The sequence below is a fragment of the Acinetobacter modestus genome (assembly GCF_014636095.1).
Taxonomy (GTDB): Bacteria; Pseudomonadota; Gammaproteobacteria; order Pseudomonadales; family Moraxellaceae; genus Acinetobacter; species Acinetobacter modestus.
Genome location: NZ_BMDV01000006.1, coordinates 17,006 through 34,214 on the forward strand (window position 1 = coordinate 17,006; position 17,209 = coordinate 34,214).

General features: G+C 37.7%; 17 protein-coding genes and 4 tRNA genes. 13 read left to right on the forward strand and 8 right to left on the reverse strand.

Features of this window, described 5'->3' with window-relative positions; genetic code table 11:
- Window positions 1-76 precede the first annotated feature (76 nt).
- The 7 genes from IEV17_RS13115 to rluD form a co-directional block, all read right to left on the reverse strand.
- Window positions 77-1,348: a phospholipase D-like domain-containing protein gene (locus IEV17_RS13115; RefSeq protein ID WP_004663492.1), complete on the reverse strand. Its 1,272-nt coding sequence runs from the start codon at window positions 1,346-1,348 to the stop codon at window positions 77-79.
- Between the two features lie 164 nt (window positions 1,349-1,512).
- Window positions 1,513-1,875, reverse strand: coding sequence for a hypothetical protein (locus tag IEV17_RS17250; protein ID WP_004663494.1), 363 nt, complete (start codon window positions 1,873-1,875; stop codon window positions 1,513-1,515).
- 164 nt (window positions 1,876-2,039) lie between these two features.
- The gene (locus IEV17_RS13125; protein ID WP_004663497.1) at window positions 2,040-2,690 is read right to left on the reverse strand and encodes a hypothetical protein; all 651 of its coding nucleotides are present in this window, start codon (window positions 2,688-2,690) and stop codon (window positions 2,040-2,042) included.
- A complete protein-coding gene (locus IEV17_RS13130; protein WP_004663499.1) occupies window positions 2,683-3,906 on the reverse strand; it encodes a helix-turn-helix transcriptional regulator in 1,224 nt (407 codons plus the stop codon). The genes IEV17_RS13125 and IEV17_RS13130 overlap by 8 nt, the downstream gene beginning before the upstream one ends.
- A gap of 103 nt (window positions 3,907-4,009) precedes the next feature.
- Complete coding sequence (locus IEV17_RS13135) at window positions 4,010-4,576, reverse strand: flavodoxin family protein (protein ID WP_004663501.1); 567 nt, start codon at window positions 4,574-4,576, stop codon at window positions 4,010-4,012.
- 82 nt (window positions 4,577-4,658) lie between these two features.
- A complete protein-coding gene (gene pgeF / locus IEV17_RS13140; RefSeq protein WP_004663504.1) occupies window positions 4,659-5,399 on the reverse strand; it encodes a peptidoglycan editing factor PgeF in 741 nt (246 codons plus the stop codon).
- An 86-nt stretch (window positions 5,400-5,485) separates the two neighbouring features.
- Window positions 5,486-6,535, reverse strand: a complete 1,050-nt coding sequence (gene rluD, locus IEV17_RS13145; protein WP_004663505.1) for a 23S rRNA pseudouridine(1911/1915/1917) synthase RluD — start codon at window positions 6,533-6,535, stop codon at window positions 5,486-5,488.
- Between the two features lie 71 nt (window positions 6,536-6,606).
- Here rluD and IEV17_RS13150 point away from each other — a divergent pair, with 71 nt between their 5' ends.
- Together IEV17_RS13150 and IEV17_RS13155 are read left to right on the forward strand one after the other, a co-directional pair.
- Window positions 6,607-7,686 carry an outer membrane protein assembly factor BamD gene (locus IEV17_RS13150; protein ID WP_004663507.1) on the forward strand — a complete coding sequence of 360 codons (1,080 nt, stop codon included), beginning with the start codon at window positions 6,607-6,609 and terminating at the stop codon, window positions 7,684-7,686.
- A 129-nt stretch (window positions 7,687-7,815) separates the two neighbouring features.
- Window positions 7,816-9,702, forward strand: coding sequence for a DNA primase (locus IEV17_RS13155; protein WP_004663509.1), 1,887 nt, complete (start codon window positions 7,816-7,818; stop codon window positions 9,700-9,702).
- Window positions 9,703-9,708: 6 nt separating this feature from the next.
- Here the strand turns inward: IEV17_RS13155 and hemA are convergent, their stop codons facing one another.
- A complete protein-coding gene (gene hemA, locus IEV17_RS13160) occupies window positions 9,709-10,992 on the reverse strand; it encodes a glutamyl-tRNA reductase (protein ID WP_004663511.1) in 1,284 nt (427 codons plus the stop codon).
- Between the two features lie 79 nt (window positions 10,993-11,071).
- On the opposite strand from hemA, the gene IEV17_RS13165 reads away from it, so the two are divergent.
- From IEV17_RS13165 to panD, 11 genes are all read left to right on the forward strand, one after another.
- Window positions 11,072-12,790 (forward strand): tetratricopeptide repeat protein, encoded by a 1,719-nt coding sequence (locus IEV17_RS13165; protein WP_004663514.1) that lies wholly within the window; start codon window positions 11,072-11,074, stop codon window positions 12,788-12,790.
- Window positions 12,791-12,794: 4 nt separating this feature from the next.
- Window positions 12,795-13,376, forward strand: coding sequence for a lipoprotein insertase outer membrane protein LolB (lolB, locus tag IEV17_RS13170; RefSeq protein ID WP_004663516.1), 582 nt, complete (start codon window positions 12,795-12,797; stop codon window positions 13,374-13,376).
- A 13-nt stretch (window positions 13,377-13,389) separates the two neighbouring features.
- On the forward strand, window positions 13,390-14,223 hold the full coding sequence (gene ispE / locus IEV17_RS13175; RefSeq protein ID WP_004663518.1) for a 4-(cytidine 5'-diphospho)-2-C-methyl-D-erythritol kinase: 834 nt from the start codon (window positions 13,390-13,392) through the stop codon (window positions 14,221-14,223).
- Window positions 14,222-14,296 (forward strand) — tRNA-Gln (locus tag IEV17_RS13180). The genes ispE and IEV17_RS13180 overlap by 2 nt, the downstream gene beginning before the upstream one ends.
- A gap of 29 nt (window positions 14,297-14,325) precedes the next feature.
- Window positions 14,326-14,400: transfer RNA gene (locus IEV17_RS13185), tRNA-Gln, on the forward strand.
- Between the two features lie 17 nt (window positions 14,401-14,417).
- Window positions 14,418-14,492: transfer RNA gene (locus tag IEV17_RS13190), tRNA-Gln, on the forward strand.
- Window positions 14,493-14,577: 85 nt separating this feature from the next.
- Window positions 14,578-14,652: transfer RNA gene (locus tag IEV17_RS13195), tRNA-Gln, on the forward strand.
- Between the two features lie 37 nt (window positions 14,653-14,689).
- Entirely contained in the window at window positions 14,690-15,643 is a 954-nt protein-coding gene (locus IEV17_RS13200; protein WP_004663520.1) for a ribose-phosphate pyrophosphokinase, read from the forward strand.
- 97 nt (window positions 15,644-15,740) lie between these two features.
- Window positions 15,741-16,037 carry a 50S ribosomal protein L25 gene (rplY, locus tag IEV17_RS13205; RefSeq protein WP_004663523.1) on the forward strand — a complete coding sequence of 99 codons (297 nt, stop codon included), beginning with the start codon at window positions 15,741-15,743 and terminating at the stop codon, window positions 16,035-16,037.
- Between the two features lie 19 nt (window positions 16,038-16,056).
- Complete coding sequence (gene pth, locus IEV17_RS13210) at window positions 16,057-16,638, forward strand: aminoacyl-tRNA hydrolase (protein ID WP_004663524.1); 582 nt, start codon at window positions 16,057-16,059, stop codon at window positions 16,636-16,638.
- A 146-nt stretch (window positions 16,639-16,784) separates the two neighbouring features.
- Complete coding sequence (gene panD, locus IEV17_RS13215) at window positions 16,785-17,165, forward strand: aspartate 1-decarboxylase (RefSeq protein WP_004655255.1); 381 nt, start codon at window positions 16,785-16,787, stop codon at window positions 17,163-17,165.
- Window positions 17,166-17,209: the final 44 nt, after the last annotated feature.

Below are 17,209 nucleotides of genomic sequence, written 5' to 3' on the forward strand. Positions count from 1 at the left end.
AGCTCTTTTGAACACAACGATTTACATAAATCATTCGAGAATGTAAAAAATCTGTGTAAATGCGTAAGGTCATAAATTACTCGTCTTCGTCCCCAATAGTATCAAGTTCGTGTGACATAAAATATTCAAAGACAGCATTAGGTCGTAAAGTATCTAACGATTCAAGGACACTATAAGCAGCAGCATTTTTTCTTTTCTTGCTTTGAATACGATTAACCAAATCTTTATAGACTATTTCAATATCATCCTTTTGAGATAAGTCGTAAGGCAATTCAAAATCATAGAATTTATGCCATAACCTATATAATTTATCATGATCTTGTTCAAGTTTAGCAAGTTTATCTCGCACTTCCTGAATAGGGTCTTTACTTTCATCAGACTTATCAATAAACCCTTCTACTTTTAATCGTTCAAAAGTATCTATGATACGTTGCTGATGCTCTATTAACTGTTGGTCTATATTTTCACTAAGTGTTTCAAAAATTTTATTCGTCTGGATCTTAGCACCAATTTCATGGAGTAATGGTGATGGCAGCCAATGACCTAAATAAGTTTCAATCCCTCTACGTAATAAGCGATTAAATTGTTTTTCATCTGCTTCTTCATCTTTTTTTAAGTTAGAAAAATCAAAAAATTGGCGACTTATCGTTTCTGCATCTACAGCAAAACCTAAAGACCTGAGTACATCATTACCTATCTCATTTTTTACCTTTTCCGATAATTTATACTTAATCGCAAAATACTGATTAAATGTTTCACTCCATTTGTGTACAAAGCGACCTTGTTGTAATAAGGCATATTTAAAAGTAAAATTGGCAGTTTTATACTCCTCTAACCTGTCTAATGTCTTAATATACTTGTCTTGAACTCCTTCTAAAGACAAAAACTGATTTACAGTTTCAATATCATTTGTCATTAATAGGCTTTCATAATTACCACCACGATTAGCAAATAATCCCCCCTTAGAAAAGTTAGCAGAACCCATTACTAACAGACCCGATTTTTCATCATGTGAAAGTAAAGTATAAGCTTTACTATGGAATAATGTTGGCGTATCAATCGCAATAATATCTAAACTGATATAATGGTCGAAGTAACTTTTTTGAAAATCTTGCAAGTGATTTAGCCCTATACGGATACATTCTCGCGCATCAATATATAATCGGACATCTGTCAATTTTATGTTATTCGATACTTCTTCAATAAAATCTTTCACTTTTGCTAAATCATCTGCTAAATAGCAAGTGAAAATACTCAACTGATATTTTTTTCTAGCATCTATATTTGAACATAGTGCATCAACTAGACGACTAGATTTTTCCTTAGATATGTTAAAAAATACCTTCATGCTCCCCCCTAGATTTAATTTACAAACTTACTCATCAAACATCCAACGTTCCCTTAACGTCCGAATTTTTGCAGATGGATGAATGATAGAACGATCAGGATTAACTAATCGAACAGAACCTTGTGGTAAACCATAATATAGTTCTATTTTTCGTTGAATTGTTCTTACACGAGCATCACTTCGGGTTGCACGTTGACCCGTAAATAACTTAAAACTTGCCCATTTTCTTCATCATTCAAGTTTAAATTCACAAGCTCTTCAACAAAAGTTTGATCATTATTAATTTCATCATCTACAGTCATAGATTCATCACTTTTCGATTCCGTAGCTAAACTGGGCAAATCTTTTTCATCGAACTCCAACAAAATATCAAACTGATAATTGTGCCCCTCTTCTCGCCAGTTTCCAGAGAACATCTCATACGAGTCATCCTCAAAATTTCCCTCTAAAACATAATTTAAATCAAAATTTCCATTCTCATCATTATATTCTACAACCCCTTGCACAACCTGAAATTCAGTTGTCATTTTTAAGACGATTCGTCCTGATTGAACTCAATCATACCCATTAATCTTGCCTTCAAATAAGATAAAAACTTCATTATCTTTTTTGCCAATCCGAGTCACCTTTGCTGGAAGATCATTCCAATAGATTTCACCTAACATGATGTTATCCTTATATGGCTGAAAATTTAAACAGCATACAAAACAAAAATTTCTTCTAGAAAAATATCACCACAATCTTTAACTTCGTACAGAATATCGCCCCAATGTCTATCAACTAATTTTTCCCCAACAACGCTCATTACTTCATTCATCTTCTCAAACTTTAAAGACTTTAAATTCATATGAATAATAAATGAAGTATTATATTGAAAATGATCAAATTCCATTTCATCCAAAATTTTCGTACTAAAAGTATTATAATCAATGTTTAAATACTGACCTTGTTTAAAACATAAGATTTTCTTTACATCCTGTATATCTATACTGTAATCCCGATCAAATATAAATGAGATCAGACTAATCAATATTTCTTCAATCGAAATCTGATGTGATTCATTTTCCGTATATCTATAAACAATAGCATTATATAAATGAGCATTTAAGGGCATCATAATTTTTTCTGGAACAATAAATATCAAAAAATTAAAATGATCCGCATTAATTTTTTCTAAAAAAACCTGATTTTCCGTCACAATAATTGTAACTGTATCTTTAGACTGAGTTGGCAATACATCAATCAATGAAGTGGTAACACGTAAATTTCTATAATAAAATCTGGTATGATCTAAACAGATCATCTTGTCGGAATCAGTATAGATAGAAATATCTTCACTCATGATCTAGCTCAACTGAATTCTGCGCTATACCCTCGATTTCAGCATTCGATTCATCATCAAAAAATGAATCAAGATCACTTTCTTCTTTTTCATCAACTCGATATTCTGCTAAATCATCATAGTCCACGTCATAATAATTTCGTGCAGCCAAGACATGTACTTTAACTTTTTCAAATAACTCTTGTGGTTCAATCACTTGTATGGAATGTGATTTTTCAACTAACCAATTTAAAACACTGGTTGTAATAATACTTTTTGCTTCAAGGATAAAATAACCTTCATTCTGATCAATAATATGCTGATATTCATCAATTGGATAAGACTCTAATTCGTCTCTTAAATAATTTTCACAACGGAGCTTGATTGAAAGATTTTCTCTTTCAAAATGAGCATCTTCATATTCTTTTTCTTCAACCAAACAGTCCAAGTCATATGAATCAATATCTATACTAATAGATTGTGGTATTAAAGTAACTCGATCAAATCTTTGCATATTAAACGTACGCAACTCATTTTTTTGATCTATAATTTTACTTGCCATCAAATACTGTTTATTCCCATATTGAATAATTCCATGCGGTTTCAATGTATAAATATTTTGTTTCTTTTCTCCCTCTTTACGATATAAACACTTTATCCACTGTTCATTATCCAATAATGCAGTATAAATATTTTTAACTTGATCTGTAATATAATATTCTATATCCATATTATGATAGCCTGTAGGTACAAAGCGAATCCTTTCCTGCCAATCTTGCAATAAAGTATTTTGTTCTAATTGCTTAGTGGCAGACTCAAAAAAACCTACAACATTCAGATAAACCTGTTCAGGTAGATATTGATGTAAATAATTACTCGCCATCACTAAAACCAAAGCCAATTCAGCATTCATTTTTTCAATTGCTGCATCTTCACTAAGATAATATTCGTTAGGCTGATTACCTTTTTTTGAAATACAATGTACCGTTCCCGTTACTAAAATCTTTTTAAGTTTATCCAAATCACGTTTAATTGCTTTACGGATAGATTGCTCATCAATTTCATTATTATACCAAGACTGTATTTCTGTCTTTAACTGATCCATCGGACAAGCTGCTTGTGGTGAACGTGGTAAATGATGATAAAGATTTAATATTCTGTTGACTTGATTTATATCAGCATCTAAGCGATATTTATGATGGTTTTTAATAAAACCTTTTGCTTTTGTTGTTTTCATATTCCAATCCAACCTTAACTGTAATTAAGATCAGAATATCATCCTTGTCAGACATATAATGTCTGACAGAAAAAATTTTATTATTTATTATAAGGTATTGATTTTAATTATTTTTAACCTTTAGTTCAGCCAAATATTTGCCAAACTTGCGTGCAGTTTCTAAATCCCCTTCGGGCGGTGTAATTTCAACGCTAGCATTATCGGACTGCGTCATTAAACCCAGAAAGCTCGACATCCGATTAATATCCAATGGGCTTCTTCCTGTTGGCATAAATGGCAAACCAGCCCATAACATGCCATGTTGCATCGCAAATAAATTAATTTGCTGTAATACCGCCAATTTGTCTCCGCTGAGACCACCACCGTTAGTAAAACCAGCAGCCAATTTCCCCTGCCATGTACGTGCCAACCAGCGTTTAGAAGAATCTTCCATGAACTGTTTCAATGCTGATGTAAGACTCCCCATATAGGTTGGACATCCCATCACGATTACATCTGCTTGATCTAATAAATCCCATTGCGGTGCAACCACAGAAAGTAGATGCACTTCGGCTCCCGCTTGTTCAGCGCCTTGTGCGATATATTGTGCAACCTTAGCTGTGTGCCCATAAGGACTATGATAAATCACACAAACTTTAACTTGGGGAGTAATTTGCTCAATAACAGACATGGATAATTTAAAAACCAATGAATTGAATCAAGTTTAACATTTTAACGAATGCAAGGCGAATCAATAGCACTAAGGATGTGATTTATTGCATAAATACAAATGTTGCCATTCGTCCCGTTTTTACATCACGACGATAAGAGAAATAATCTTGCGCTTGTTGATAAGAGCATTGATCACCACCTAAAACGGTTTCTACACCTAAACTGTTTAAAATAAATCGGGCAATTGCATACAAATCAGCCTGATATTTACCTTCAATTTGACCTGAAATAAAAGCAACGGCTAATTCAGGATATTTCTCACAGAAAATGGCTTTTACTTCAGCCCCGACTTCAAAGCAAGGTTGGCTGATCGCAGCGCCTAACCACGCCCAAGTTGGCTGAGATTTCATTTCAGTCACGGTATTTTCGACAATTCCATTAGCCAAACCACGCCAACCTGCGTGCAGATTAGCGACTTCTGTACCTTCGTTATTACCCAATACAATAGGCAAACAATCAGCAGTCATCATCATTAAGGCATGACCTGCGCGCTGTGTGACTAAGCCATCACCTTCAAGTGCAATAAATGGAATTTGCTCGTTAATCGTATGACAAATGCTGCTATGCGTTTGTGTCATCCACGTGATTTTATCTACACTAAATGCAGACAACTCATTCAACAATAGCATTCGATGTTGCTGAACACGTTGTGCATCATCATTCACGTGCAAAGCCAGATTAAATCCTGATAGATTTTCATTTTGAGTTGCAATCGTTTGAGGATGCTGAATACCTGTTTGCCCAACATATATCCCTTTGGGCAAACCTTGTACAAATTCCATAAAATCCGTCCTCTTACCAGAATATATTCCTTAGCTTTTGAACGGGAGAAGCTGAACACATCTCCCTTTATTTAAAGAGAACTTTTTTAATAAGCTTCATTCTCTTGGCGAAGTACTTCAACCAATTGAGTGAAATCCTCTGGCCATGGTGCTTCAAACATCATTTCTTCACCAGTACGCGGATGCACTAAACCTAATTTAGCTGCATGTAAAGCTTGGCGTTTAAAACTGCGTAGCATGTCAATTAAGACTTCTGATGCACCAGCAGGGAACCGTACACGATTGACATAAACAGGATCACCTACCAAACCATGTCCAAGATAACTAAAATGCACACGAATTTGATGAGTACGTCCTGTTTCAAGTTGAGCCTGAATACGAGTAAAGTCGCGGAAACGCTCTTTCACATTGTAATGCGTTACTGCATCACGTCCACCCGGTAAGATCGCCATTTTGACACGATCGACTGGGTGACGTTTAATTGGCTCATCAATCGTGCCACCCGCAATAATATTTCCATATGCAACTAAATCATAAACACGATAAACGGTTTTTTTCGCAAGTTGTTTACTGAGAGAAAACTGGGCTTCCAATGTTTTTGCAACAACCAATAAACCGCTGGTGTCTTTATCAATACGATGTACTAAACCTGCACGGGAAAGCTCAGCTAGTTTAGGTGCATGATAAAGCAATGCATTAACCAAAGTACCTGTAGGATTGCCAGCACCTGGATGAACCACCATGCCAACTTCTTTATTAATCACAATAATATCATCGTCTTCATAGACAATATTGAGGGGAATGTTTTCAGGTTGACTCGAGGTTTGGGCTTCTAACTCAACATTCAACGTAAGCAATTCATTGCCTTCGCAACGATATTTAGGTTTTACAATGTTACCATTTACCAACAGATGCCCGTCTTTCATCCATTGCTTGAGCTTTTCACGAGAGAACTCACTCCAAACCAATGCAGCAACCTGATCAATACGCTGACCTAGATACTCTTCATCGAGTTGAATTTGCAACGATAAACGTGTTGCAGTTGCATCAGAATTATGATTATCTGCATCGACAGAATCTTCAAGTAAGAAATCTGTCTCAGAAAGGTTTGAATTGGAAGATTGTGTTGAAGTCATTTTGATGATCGATACAAAAATGGTTTAATAGCACCATTGTAGCTTATTGTCCCAAAAGCAGAGGAATTTTTATGTCGCTACCCCATTATAAAATTACCATATTGGCTTTATCTTTAGGCGTAGCGTCTGTATTTGTTGGTTGTAGCAGTAATCCAAGCAAAAAAGAAGTGGTTGATAAAGGCCCACAGTCAAGTGAACAAGTCTATTTTGAAAAAGCACAAAAATCACTTGAACGTAATCAATATACCGATGCTGTTAAATCACTTGAAGCGATAGATACGTATTATCCAACTGGACAATACACTCAACAAGCACAACTTGAACTCCTCTACGCCAAATTTAAACAAAAAGATTATGAAGGTACGATTGCACTGGCAGATCGTTTCATTCGTTTAAATCCACAACATCCAAATGTTGATTACGCCTACTATGTTCGGGGTGTAGCCAACATGGAAATGAATTACGACAGTTTGATTCGTTATACTTCATTACAACAATCACATCGTGATGTGAGCTACGTTAAAGTCGCTTATCAAAACTTTGTAGATTTGATTCGTCGTTTCCCAAGTAGCCAATATTCAGTAGATGCTGCACAACGTATGAAATTTATCGGTCAAGAATTGGCCGAAAGTGAAATGAATGCGGCGCGTTTCAATATTCAACGTAAAGCATGGTTGGCTGCTGCTGAACGTGCACAATGGGTAATTGAACACTATCCACAAACACCACAAACACCTGAAGCACTTGCAACATTAGCTTATAGCTATCAAAAATTAGGCGATCAAGCCACGTCTCAACAATATATTGATCTTTTAAAACTGAACTATCCAAATTTAGTTAAGGCAAATGGCGAAGTAAATCTTCGTGCTGCTCGTAAAGAAGGTAGTTGGGTCAATCGTGCCACTTTAGGGTTGCTTGGCCGCGAATCTAAAACGGTACAAGTAAAAGAACAAACCAATGGTGAAACTGAGCAACGCAGCTTAACAAATCGTTTGAGCCTTGGTTTATTAGATAAGCCAACAACCGAAGAAATCGATTCTGCTCCTATTGAAGAACCAACCGATAAACCAAGTTGGATGAACCGTTTAAGCTTCGGGCTATTAGATAAGCCTGAGACCAAAGAAACTTCGGGGGCTGATGCTGCAAATTAATTTGTAATCATCAAAACCACAAAACAGGCAAGTCAACCCTTGCCTGTTTTTCATTTTATGCAACAATGAATTCTGACACACTGACTTCAACGAAGATATTATCTCTCAGTCCAAAATGGTTAAATGCACATGGCAATTCCACAACATACGATTGATCAAATCTTAGATCGAACTGATATCGTCGATTTAATCGGTCAACGTGTGAAGTTAAAAAAGACTGGGCGTACTTACTCGGGCTGTTGTCCATTCCATCAGGAAAAATCTCCATCATTCCATGTATATAGAGATAAGCAGTATTATCATTGCTTTGGGTGTCAAGCTAATGGAAATGCGATTCGCTTCCTCATGGACATTGATAGTCGTAACTTTGTCGATGTAATGAAAGACTTGTCTAATCAGACAGGCATCGAATTGCCGAAAGATAATCACGACAATAAAAAACTTTCTTATAAACGTAGTCCTCAACAAATTGAAGCGGCTCAACCAACAAACACGTCAGTCGCTGAAAATCCAGCACCTATTTCTGTAGCAGACGAATTTATAGATGGGCATTTTGTCGATATAGATCGCGTTATGGATGATCCTTTTGCTCAATTTGATCCATCCTTTTATATGGATGAACAAGTTCAAGAAGGTAATCTCTATGACTTACTGGAAAATGTTGCTCAGTTTTATGAACGCCAACTCCCAATGAGTCAAAAAGCACAAAATTATTTTAAGCAACGTGGCTTATCGGCACAAACGATTCAATTTTGGCGTTTGGGTTATGCACCAGAGGATTGGCAGCATTTAGAAAAAGCCTTCCCACAAGATATTGAAGGTTTGAAACAGTTGGGTTTGATTCGTTCTAGTGATAGCGGTCGAGATTTTGATTTATTACGTGAGCGGGTAATTTTTCCGATCCGCGATCATAAAGGTCGCGTGGTCGGTTTTGGTGGTCGTGCGCTCAATGATGAAATTAAACCTAAATATATTAACTCACCAGATTCAGAGGTATTCCACAAGAATCAATTGCTTTATGGTTTGTATGAAGGTCGTAAACTCAAAGCCAACGATTGGTTAATGGTCGAAGGCTATATGGACGTGATTGCATTGCAGCAATATGGTATCAATGGTGCTGTCGCAACACTGGGAACAGCCAGTAATGCGGATCATTTAACCACCCTATTTAAACAAAATTCTCGTATTACCATTGCCTTTGACGGGGATGCTGCAGGACAGAAAGCGGCACGACGCACCTTAGAAATTGCGCTACCCTTACTCAATGATGGTCGTGAATTAAAATTCTTTGTGCTTCCGAATGAACATGATCCAGACTCATTGATTCGTCGTGAAGGCTTAGAAAACTTCCAAAAATTATTACAACAGGCACCGCTTTTATCTGACTTTGTGTTTGCTCATTTAACAGGACAGCATGACGTTAGCACGCCTGAAGGTAAAAGTTTAGTTATGGGAGAACTACGTGAATTAACAGAGTTATTACCTAAACATGGCTCATTCCGTTATTTGCTGAGTCAGTCTTTCCGTGAGAAACTCGGTCTAGGCAAACGCTTTACCCCTCAAATCAGCCACGATGCCTCTTTATCTTTTAATATTCAAACCAAAGATGAAGATTTTGCAATCGCAATTTTAATGCATCACCCATTTCTCTATATTCATTTTGAAGAACTACTGGCAGTGATTGACCAAACTGAGCTGCTGGCTAAAGTTTTAGCGGTGCTCAATATTGTATTTGATGATTTACCGGATGATCAGGAATTAGCAACCTATTACGTACTCGGTGCATGTAGTCGTTATAGTCATGAGATTGCCGATGTTATGCAGAGAACCAATATTGAATCATTAACTCAAGCACCTGAGATTGCTGATAAATTGGCTAAGGACTTTTCATTAAATTTACAAGAAAAATATTTAAAATTAAAACTGAGATCACCTATCTCACTCATTGAATCACGCAATTTACGTCAACAATTAAATGAACTAACAAAACAGATTAGCTTGAAGTTATTGTCCTAAGCTAAGTTACTGTCTCGGTTTACGCTCATGCTCAAACACATCCTGTAGATGTTGCTGTAACCATTCAAAATAATCTGGATTTTCAGCTTTAGCAGCTTCTCTTAATAAAATAGAAGTTGGGTGCATAAGTTTTTGTGATAGGCGATGAGCAAACTCCTGCATCACCTGTTCTGCTGCATGACCATGTTGCAGTAACTCTAATGCATGTGCCAATTCTTTTTGGCTGACTTCTTCACTGTGCTGGCGATAAGCTTGAATGGTGCTACTCGCCTCTTTCACTTTTTGTTGGGTCATCAATTGAGTAGCCAATTGATTCACCATAATTTCAGCCTCAACAGCCGCCTGACGACGTTGCGCTAAATTTTCATCAATCACACTTTGTAAATCATCCACGCCATATAAATATACGTTATCTAATGATTCGACTTTCGGATCAATATCACGTGGAACAGCCAAATCGACCATCAACATTTGCTGATAGCGACGTTTTTTAAGTGCGGCTTTAACATCTGAATATTGAATAACTTGATGTAAACTCCCTGTACAGCTCGAGACAACATCTGCTCTATATAAATTCTGTGCAAGTTCAGCAAAAGGAATAATTTCAACCTCAACTTGGTGGGCAATTTCTTGTGCCAGTAAATCAGCACGCTCACGGCTACGGTTACAAATTAGAATTTTTGCCACCCCCATTTCCGCTAAATGCTTAGCAACCAAACTATTCATTTCACCTGCAGCAACTACCATAACCGTTAACTTTTCAGGGCGACTAAATACTTGCAATGCTAACTGAGCAACTGCATAACCCATTGAAACAGCATGGCTACCTACAGAGGTTTCTGAACGAACACGTTTCGCTGCATAAAAAGCATATTCAAAAACACTATTTAGTTCAGGCGAGACAGTTTGTGCATCTTTAGATAAAGCCAAAGCACTTTTGACTTGCCCTAAAATTTGCGGCTCACCCAACATCAAAGAGTCTAAACCACTTGCAACACGCATCAAATGTGTAACAGCTTGGGCATTTTCGTAACGATAAACATGATGAATTAACTGTTTTACATCAATATTATTCACTTGGGCTAACCAAGTCAGAACACTATCAGCATCTTCTGTCATGGCATAAACTTCAGTGCGATTACAAGTTGATACAACAACTAAATCATTCAAAGGTGAATGTTTATTTTGTTCAAGCAATAGCGCAGCTAATCGCTCTGCATTGAAAGCGATTTGTTCACGAAGTTCAACAGAAGCTGTTTGATGGTTGACACCCAATGCAAAGAAAGACATATCAGATCATCATTTCGCTAAATTTATGTTATTGTGCAACATCGGTGTCATAAAAAGCATTACTTTGGATCAATAAAAATTGCGTCAGCTATATCGCCGTACCCTTTTTAGCGGCAAGACGATTCGACGGTATTCTACCACAATCTTGTTGTTAGGTAGCATGAGCTCGTATGTCTCTGCACAAGCAATACACGACATGTATGCAGATAAAAGCTTTGACAACGCATTACAACAAAGTATGGTTGCTGAATTTTCTCTTGCTTATGATGATATTGCAACTGCATTACACAATTATACAGTGCTGGCAATTCGAAGTAATTCAACCACAATCAAACAGCGTGCTTTAGATGTCGCCTTAGAATATAACGATTTTCAATCTGCATTAGATATTGCAACACACTGGGTAGAACAAGAACCCAAAGATGTTCCTGCTTTATTTTACTTATCACATATTGCCCTGAAAACCCATGAATATGAATTGGCAGCTAAAACATTAGATAAGATCTTAAATATTGACCCAACTGCTGATCTCGAACAAATTTTGGCAGGGATTGCACCTGAACAAGCACAAGATCGTGAAATTTTATTAAATGCCTTACGTACCAGTAAAGAACGTGAAAACCCATCTATCTTGGCTTTAATCGCTGGATTAGAAGCGCAAGATGGCTTATATGAGCAAGCATTAAATAATATCAATAAAGCCTTACGTAAACGTTCAAAATCGACCAGTTTCATTCTGATGAAAGCCAATCTATTAATGGCTTTACGCGACGATGCTGAAACACAAAAATGGTTTGCACAAGCCAGTCGAAAAAATAAAACCAATATTGATATACGATTAGCTGAAGCTCGCTATTACATTCAAATCAATCAACAACAGCAAGCATTAGATAAGCTTGAAAGTATTATCAAAGATTATCCAAAAACTGAAGAAGCTTTATTTATTGCCGGCTTAACCAGTATTGATTTAAAACAATACGAAAAAGCTGAACAATATTTAGTTGAATTGCGTTCTTCAGCAAAATATCAGAATGAAGCTTATTACTATCTTGCTATCAATGCACAGCGCAAACAACATTATGAAACTGCCAAAGCATATTATCGGCTCGTGGATGGCAGCTTATATATTGTGTCTCGACGCAATATGGTCACTATTTTCGAAAAGCAAGGGCAATTGAATGATGCTTTACGCTTTCTTACACAAGAGCGGGTGAATTATCCACAACATGCAAGTTTTCTCTATCAAGCTCAAGCTGATATTTTAAAAAAGATGGATAATAAAAAAGCAGCTTTGGTATTGCTAGATGAAGCAATTAAGAGCTTACCCGATGATCCTGAACTAATTTATGCAGAAGTATTATTGCTGGATCCTTATACCGATCGGGATAAATTAGATAAAACTTTGAAGCAACTTTTAATTATTGAACCCAATAGCCCGACCTATTTAAACGCTTATGCTTATACCTTAGCATTGCAAAATCGTCGTCTAAAAGAAGCACGCAAATATGCAGAACTAGCGCTCAACTTTGCACCTGAACAAGCCTCTATTCTTGATACATTGGGCTATATCGCTTTTCTACAGAATGATTTTGATACCGCAGCCAAAGTCTTGGGACAAGCCTATTCAATTAGCCAAAATATCAATATTGGAGTTCGCTATGCTAAAGCGCTGTATATGCAAGGCGCACTCACACAATTTAGTGAGGTTTTACAGCAATTGAAACAAAAACATGCAAATGCCCCACAATTACAACAACTTGATAGCTTAATCTTACCTATCACTGTAAAAAAGAGTTAAATACATGCGCTTGTTTTCAAAATTATGTGTCGCGATATGTAGCAGTAGCGTTCTAGTATTAACAGGCTGCCAACATCTAAGCCAACCAAATAAGATAATTACTTCACCACAAGTGCAAGATGAAAATAACTTTAGCTTACAAGGTAAAATAGGTGTACGTACACCACAACAGTCTGGCAGTGCTTTTTTTACATGGGTTCAACAACAAGATCAATTTGATATTGAGCTCACAGGTATATTAGGTGTTGGGAAAACCCAGATTGAAGGCAAAGCAGGTCAAGTCACCTTAAATAGTGCTAAAACTGGACTCATTACTGCAACCACACCAGAAGAATTACTGGAAAAAGCGACAGGTTGGCAGGCACCGATCATGCACCTTGCCTACTGGGTACAAGCGAAGCCTGCGACGCAAAATGCTCAAGCGAGCAAAGACGAACAAAATCGCTTGAAACAGCTTATTGAAGATGGTTGGACTGTTGATTTTAGCTATAACGATAAGCAAATCCTTCCAAATAAACTTTTGTTGAAGCAAACACTTGCTGACGATAAAGGAAACCGTATTACAATGGTGATTCAAAACCGATAGATTAGATTCTTCTATGATTAGAGTACCTTCCCCTGCTAAATTGAATTTATTTCTGCACATCACTGGTCGTCGAGACAATGGTTATCATGAATTACAAACTATTTTTCAACTGATTGATTTATATGATTGGATGACTTTTGAGCCAATTGCGGATGGAGTGATTCATATTGAAGGCTTAAATGAGGTTGCTCTTGAACAAAACTTAATCTATCGTGCAGCACAATTACTCAAACCCCATGCAAAAGAACCATGTGGGTTAAATATTCAAATCGAGAAAAATATTCCTATGGGTGCTGGTCTTGGCGGCGGTTCATCTAATGCTGCCACCACACTCATTGTACTCAATCAACTGTGGCAATGCGGTTTAAATGAACAGCAATTAGCTGATTATGGTGTGCAACTGGGTGCAGATGTGCCTATCTTTATTTTTGGTCGAAATGCATGGGCAGAAGGCATAGGTGAACATTTATCATTCATAGACTTAGCTCAAAAACAATTCATAATTTTAAAACCTGACTGTTTTATCAGCACTCAAGCGCTTTTTTCACAAAAAACATTGACAAGAGATTCTAAGATCACTACATTTTGCGCCTATCAGTTAGAACCTTTTAATTTTGGAAATAACTTTGAACCTTTGGCTCGACAGTTATATCCTGAAGTAGAAGAAGCAATGCAATATTTAGATCAATTTGGTCTAGCAAAGCTTACAGGTACAGGTGCTTGTGTTTTTATTGAAGTAACAAGTGAAATAGATATAAAGAAAATTTTGCAAAACGCACCTTGTAAAGCTTACTTGGTCAATAGTTTGGCAGAATCTCCTTTAAGAAATTTTTCAGTTACATGTTAGGGGCGTCGCCAAGTGGTAAGGCACCGGGTTTTGATCTCGGCATCCGTTGGTTCGAATCCAGCCGCCCCTGCCAATTTTCATCTGTAGATATATGTAATATATAGGGGCGTCGCCAAGTGGTAAGGCACCGGGTTTTGATCTCGGCATCCGTTGGTTCGAATCCAGCCGCCCCTGCCATTACATATTATCAAATTAGGGGCGTCGCCAAGTGGTAAGGCACCGGGTTTTGATCTCGGCATCCGTTGGTTCGAATCCAGCCGCCCCTGCCATATCTTTAGACAGACTTGTTTTATATCGATACTTGCTCAATTATATTGACATTATCATACAAAACGATTAAAGTTCTGCCGCATTAGGGGCGTCGCCAAGTGGTAAGGCACCGGGTTTTGATCTCGGCATCCGTTGGTTCGAATCCAGCCGCCCCTGCCATCCAAATTCATTATAAGCCAACCGCCAAGGGTGCTTCATGCCCAATCTTGTCGTTTTTAGTGGAAGTGCTCATCCACATTTCGCCCAAAAAGTCGTAAGCCATTTACATATCCCTCTCGGTGCTGCTTCTGTAAGCAAGTTTTCTGATGGTGAAATTTCAGTTGAAATTACTGAAAATGTTCGTGGTAAAGACGTTTTTATCGTTCAATCTACTTGTGCGCCAACCAACGATAACCTGATGGAAATCTTGGTCATGGCTGATGCTTTGCGTCGTGCAAGTGCTGGTCGTATCACTGCAGTCATTCCGTATTTCGGTTATGCACGTCAAGATCGTCGTCCACGTTCTGCTCGTGTTCCAATTACTGCAAAAGTTGTTGCTGACATGCTGACAACTGTAGGTATTGACCGTGTGGTAATGATCGACTTACACGCAGACCAAATTCAAGGTTTCTTCGATATCCCAGTTGATAACATCTATGGTACGCCAGCGTTGTTAGCTGATTTACGTCAACAACAACATGACAACTTAATGGTTGTATCTCCTGACGTAGGTGGTGTTGTTCGTGCACGTGCTGTTGCAAAACAGTTAGGTGATATCGATTTAGCTATCATTGATAAACGTCGCCAAAAAGCAAATGAATCACAAGTGATGCATTTGATTGGCGATGTAAAAGATCGTGACTGTGTCATTGTTGATGACATGGTAGATACAGCAGGTACGCTTTGCAAAGCTGCAGATGCACTGAAACAATTTGGTGCTCGTCGAGTGATTGCTTATGCGACTCACCCTGTTTTATCAGGCAAAGCGATTGATAACCTTCGTAACTCTGTTATTGATGAACTCGTTGTTACTGACACGATTCCTCTTTCAGATGAAGCAGCAAACTTAGGTAAAATTCGCCAAGTTTCTGTTGCAAGCATGGTTGCTGAAACAATTCGTCGTATCAATAACGAAGAATCTATTAGCGCTATGTTCGATAGTTATCTATAATAGCCCAGCTTTTTTTCTTAAACCCTAGCTCGCTAGGGTTTTTCTATCACTAAACTGGTCGCAAGTTTAGTTACTCAAACTCAATGAGGATATGCCCATGGCAAACTTCGTATTAAACGCTCAAGCACGTGAAGTAGCACAACAAGGGAAAGGTTCGAGCCGCCGCCTTCGCCACGCTGCTCAAATCCCAGCAATCATCTATGGTGGTAGCGCTGAGCCTGTAGCCGTTACTTTAGAGCTTCGTGAAATCGTTAAAGCTTTAGAAAACAACGCTTTCTTCGAAGAAGTTATCGAAATCAAAATCGGCGATAAAGTTGAAAACGTTAAAATCCAAGCGTTACAACGTCACCCAGCTAAAAACACACCTATGCACGCTGACTTCAAACGCGCATAAGTGTTAAAGGCGTAAATTAGTGTCAAATATTTCGCTAATTGTTGGTTTGGGTAATCCTGGTAAGGAATATGCCCAAACCCGCCATAATGCAGGTTTCTGGTTCGTAGAACAGCTTGCAGATCGTTATGGTATTTCTTTAAAGGCTGATCCAAAATTTCATGGATACAGCGGTCGTGGTCAAATTGATGGTCATGACGTACGTTTACTCTTACCTACCACTTTCATGAACCGTTCTGGTCAAAGTGTCGTACCATTTGCCAAATTTTATCAAGTTGCACCTGAAGCAATTCTTGTTGCTCATGATGAACTCGATATGGATCCTGGTATTATTCGTTTAAAATCAGGTGGTGGACATGGCGGACATAATGGTCTTCGCGACATCGTTCCACATATTGGTGCTAATTTCCATCGCTTACGTATAGGAATTGGACATCCTGGTTCTAAAGAACGTGTTTCTGGTCATGTGCTTGGCAAAGCTCCTAGCAGTGAACAAGCTTTAATGGATGCAGCGATTGATCATGCCTTATCAAAAGTGAAAATGCTTATCGACGGACAAGTTTCACAGGCAATGAATCAAATTAATGCATACAAACCCGCTTAAATTTAAACTGAATTGTTGATCAATCACGCTTGCCATATTGCATTTTTAAGCGCAAAATGCGCATCAAACCGCCTATCGCCAGCGGGAAACGTGACAAGTCAACCAATAAGATATTCATCTTAGGTCTTACTCAGGAGACGCTAGCCATGCTATCTCGTTTATTAAAATGTAAAATTCACCGTGCAGTTGTCACTCATGCAGAACTTCATTATGAAGGTTCTTGTGCAATTGATGGTGTATTAATGGACTTAGCAGGGATTCGTGAATACGAAGAAATCCACGTATGGAACGTAACGAACGGCAAACGCTTCACAACTTATGCAATTCGTGGTGAAGATGACTCAGGTATTATTTCAGTGAATGGCGGCGCAGCACACCAAGCTGATGTTGGTGATTTAGTAATTATTGCAACTTTTGGTGATTTCACTGAAGTAGAAGCAAACCTCCACAAACCACGTTTGGTTTATGCAAATCCAGACAATACTGTCAATCACACGGCAAACTGTATTCCTGTACAAATTGCATAAATACTTAAAATATTTCTAAAAAGCCAGTCAATAAGAACTGGCTT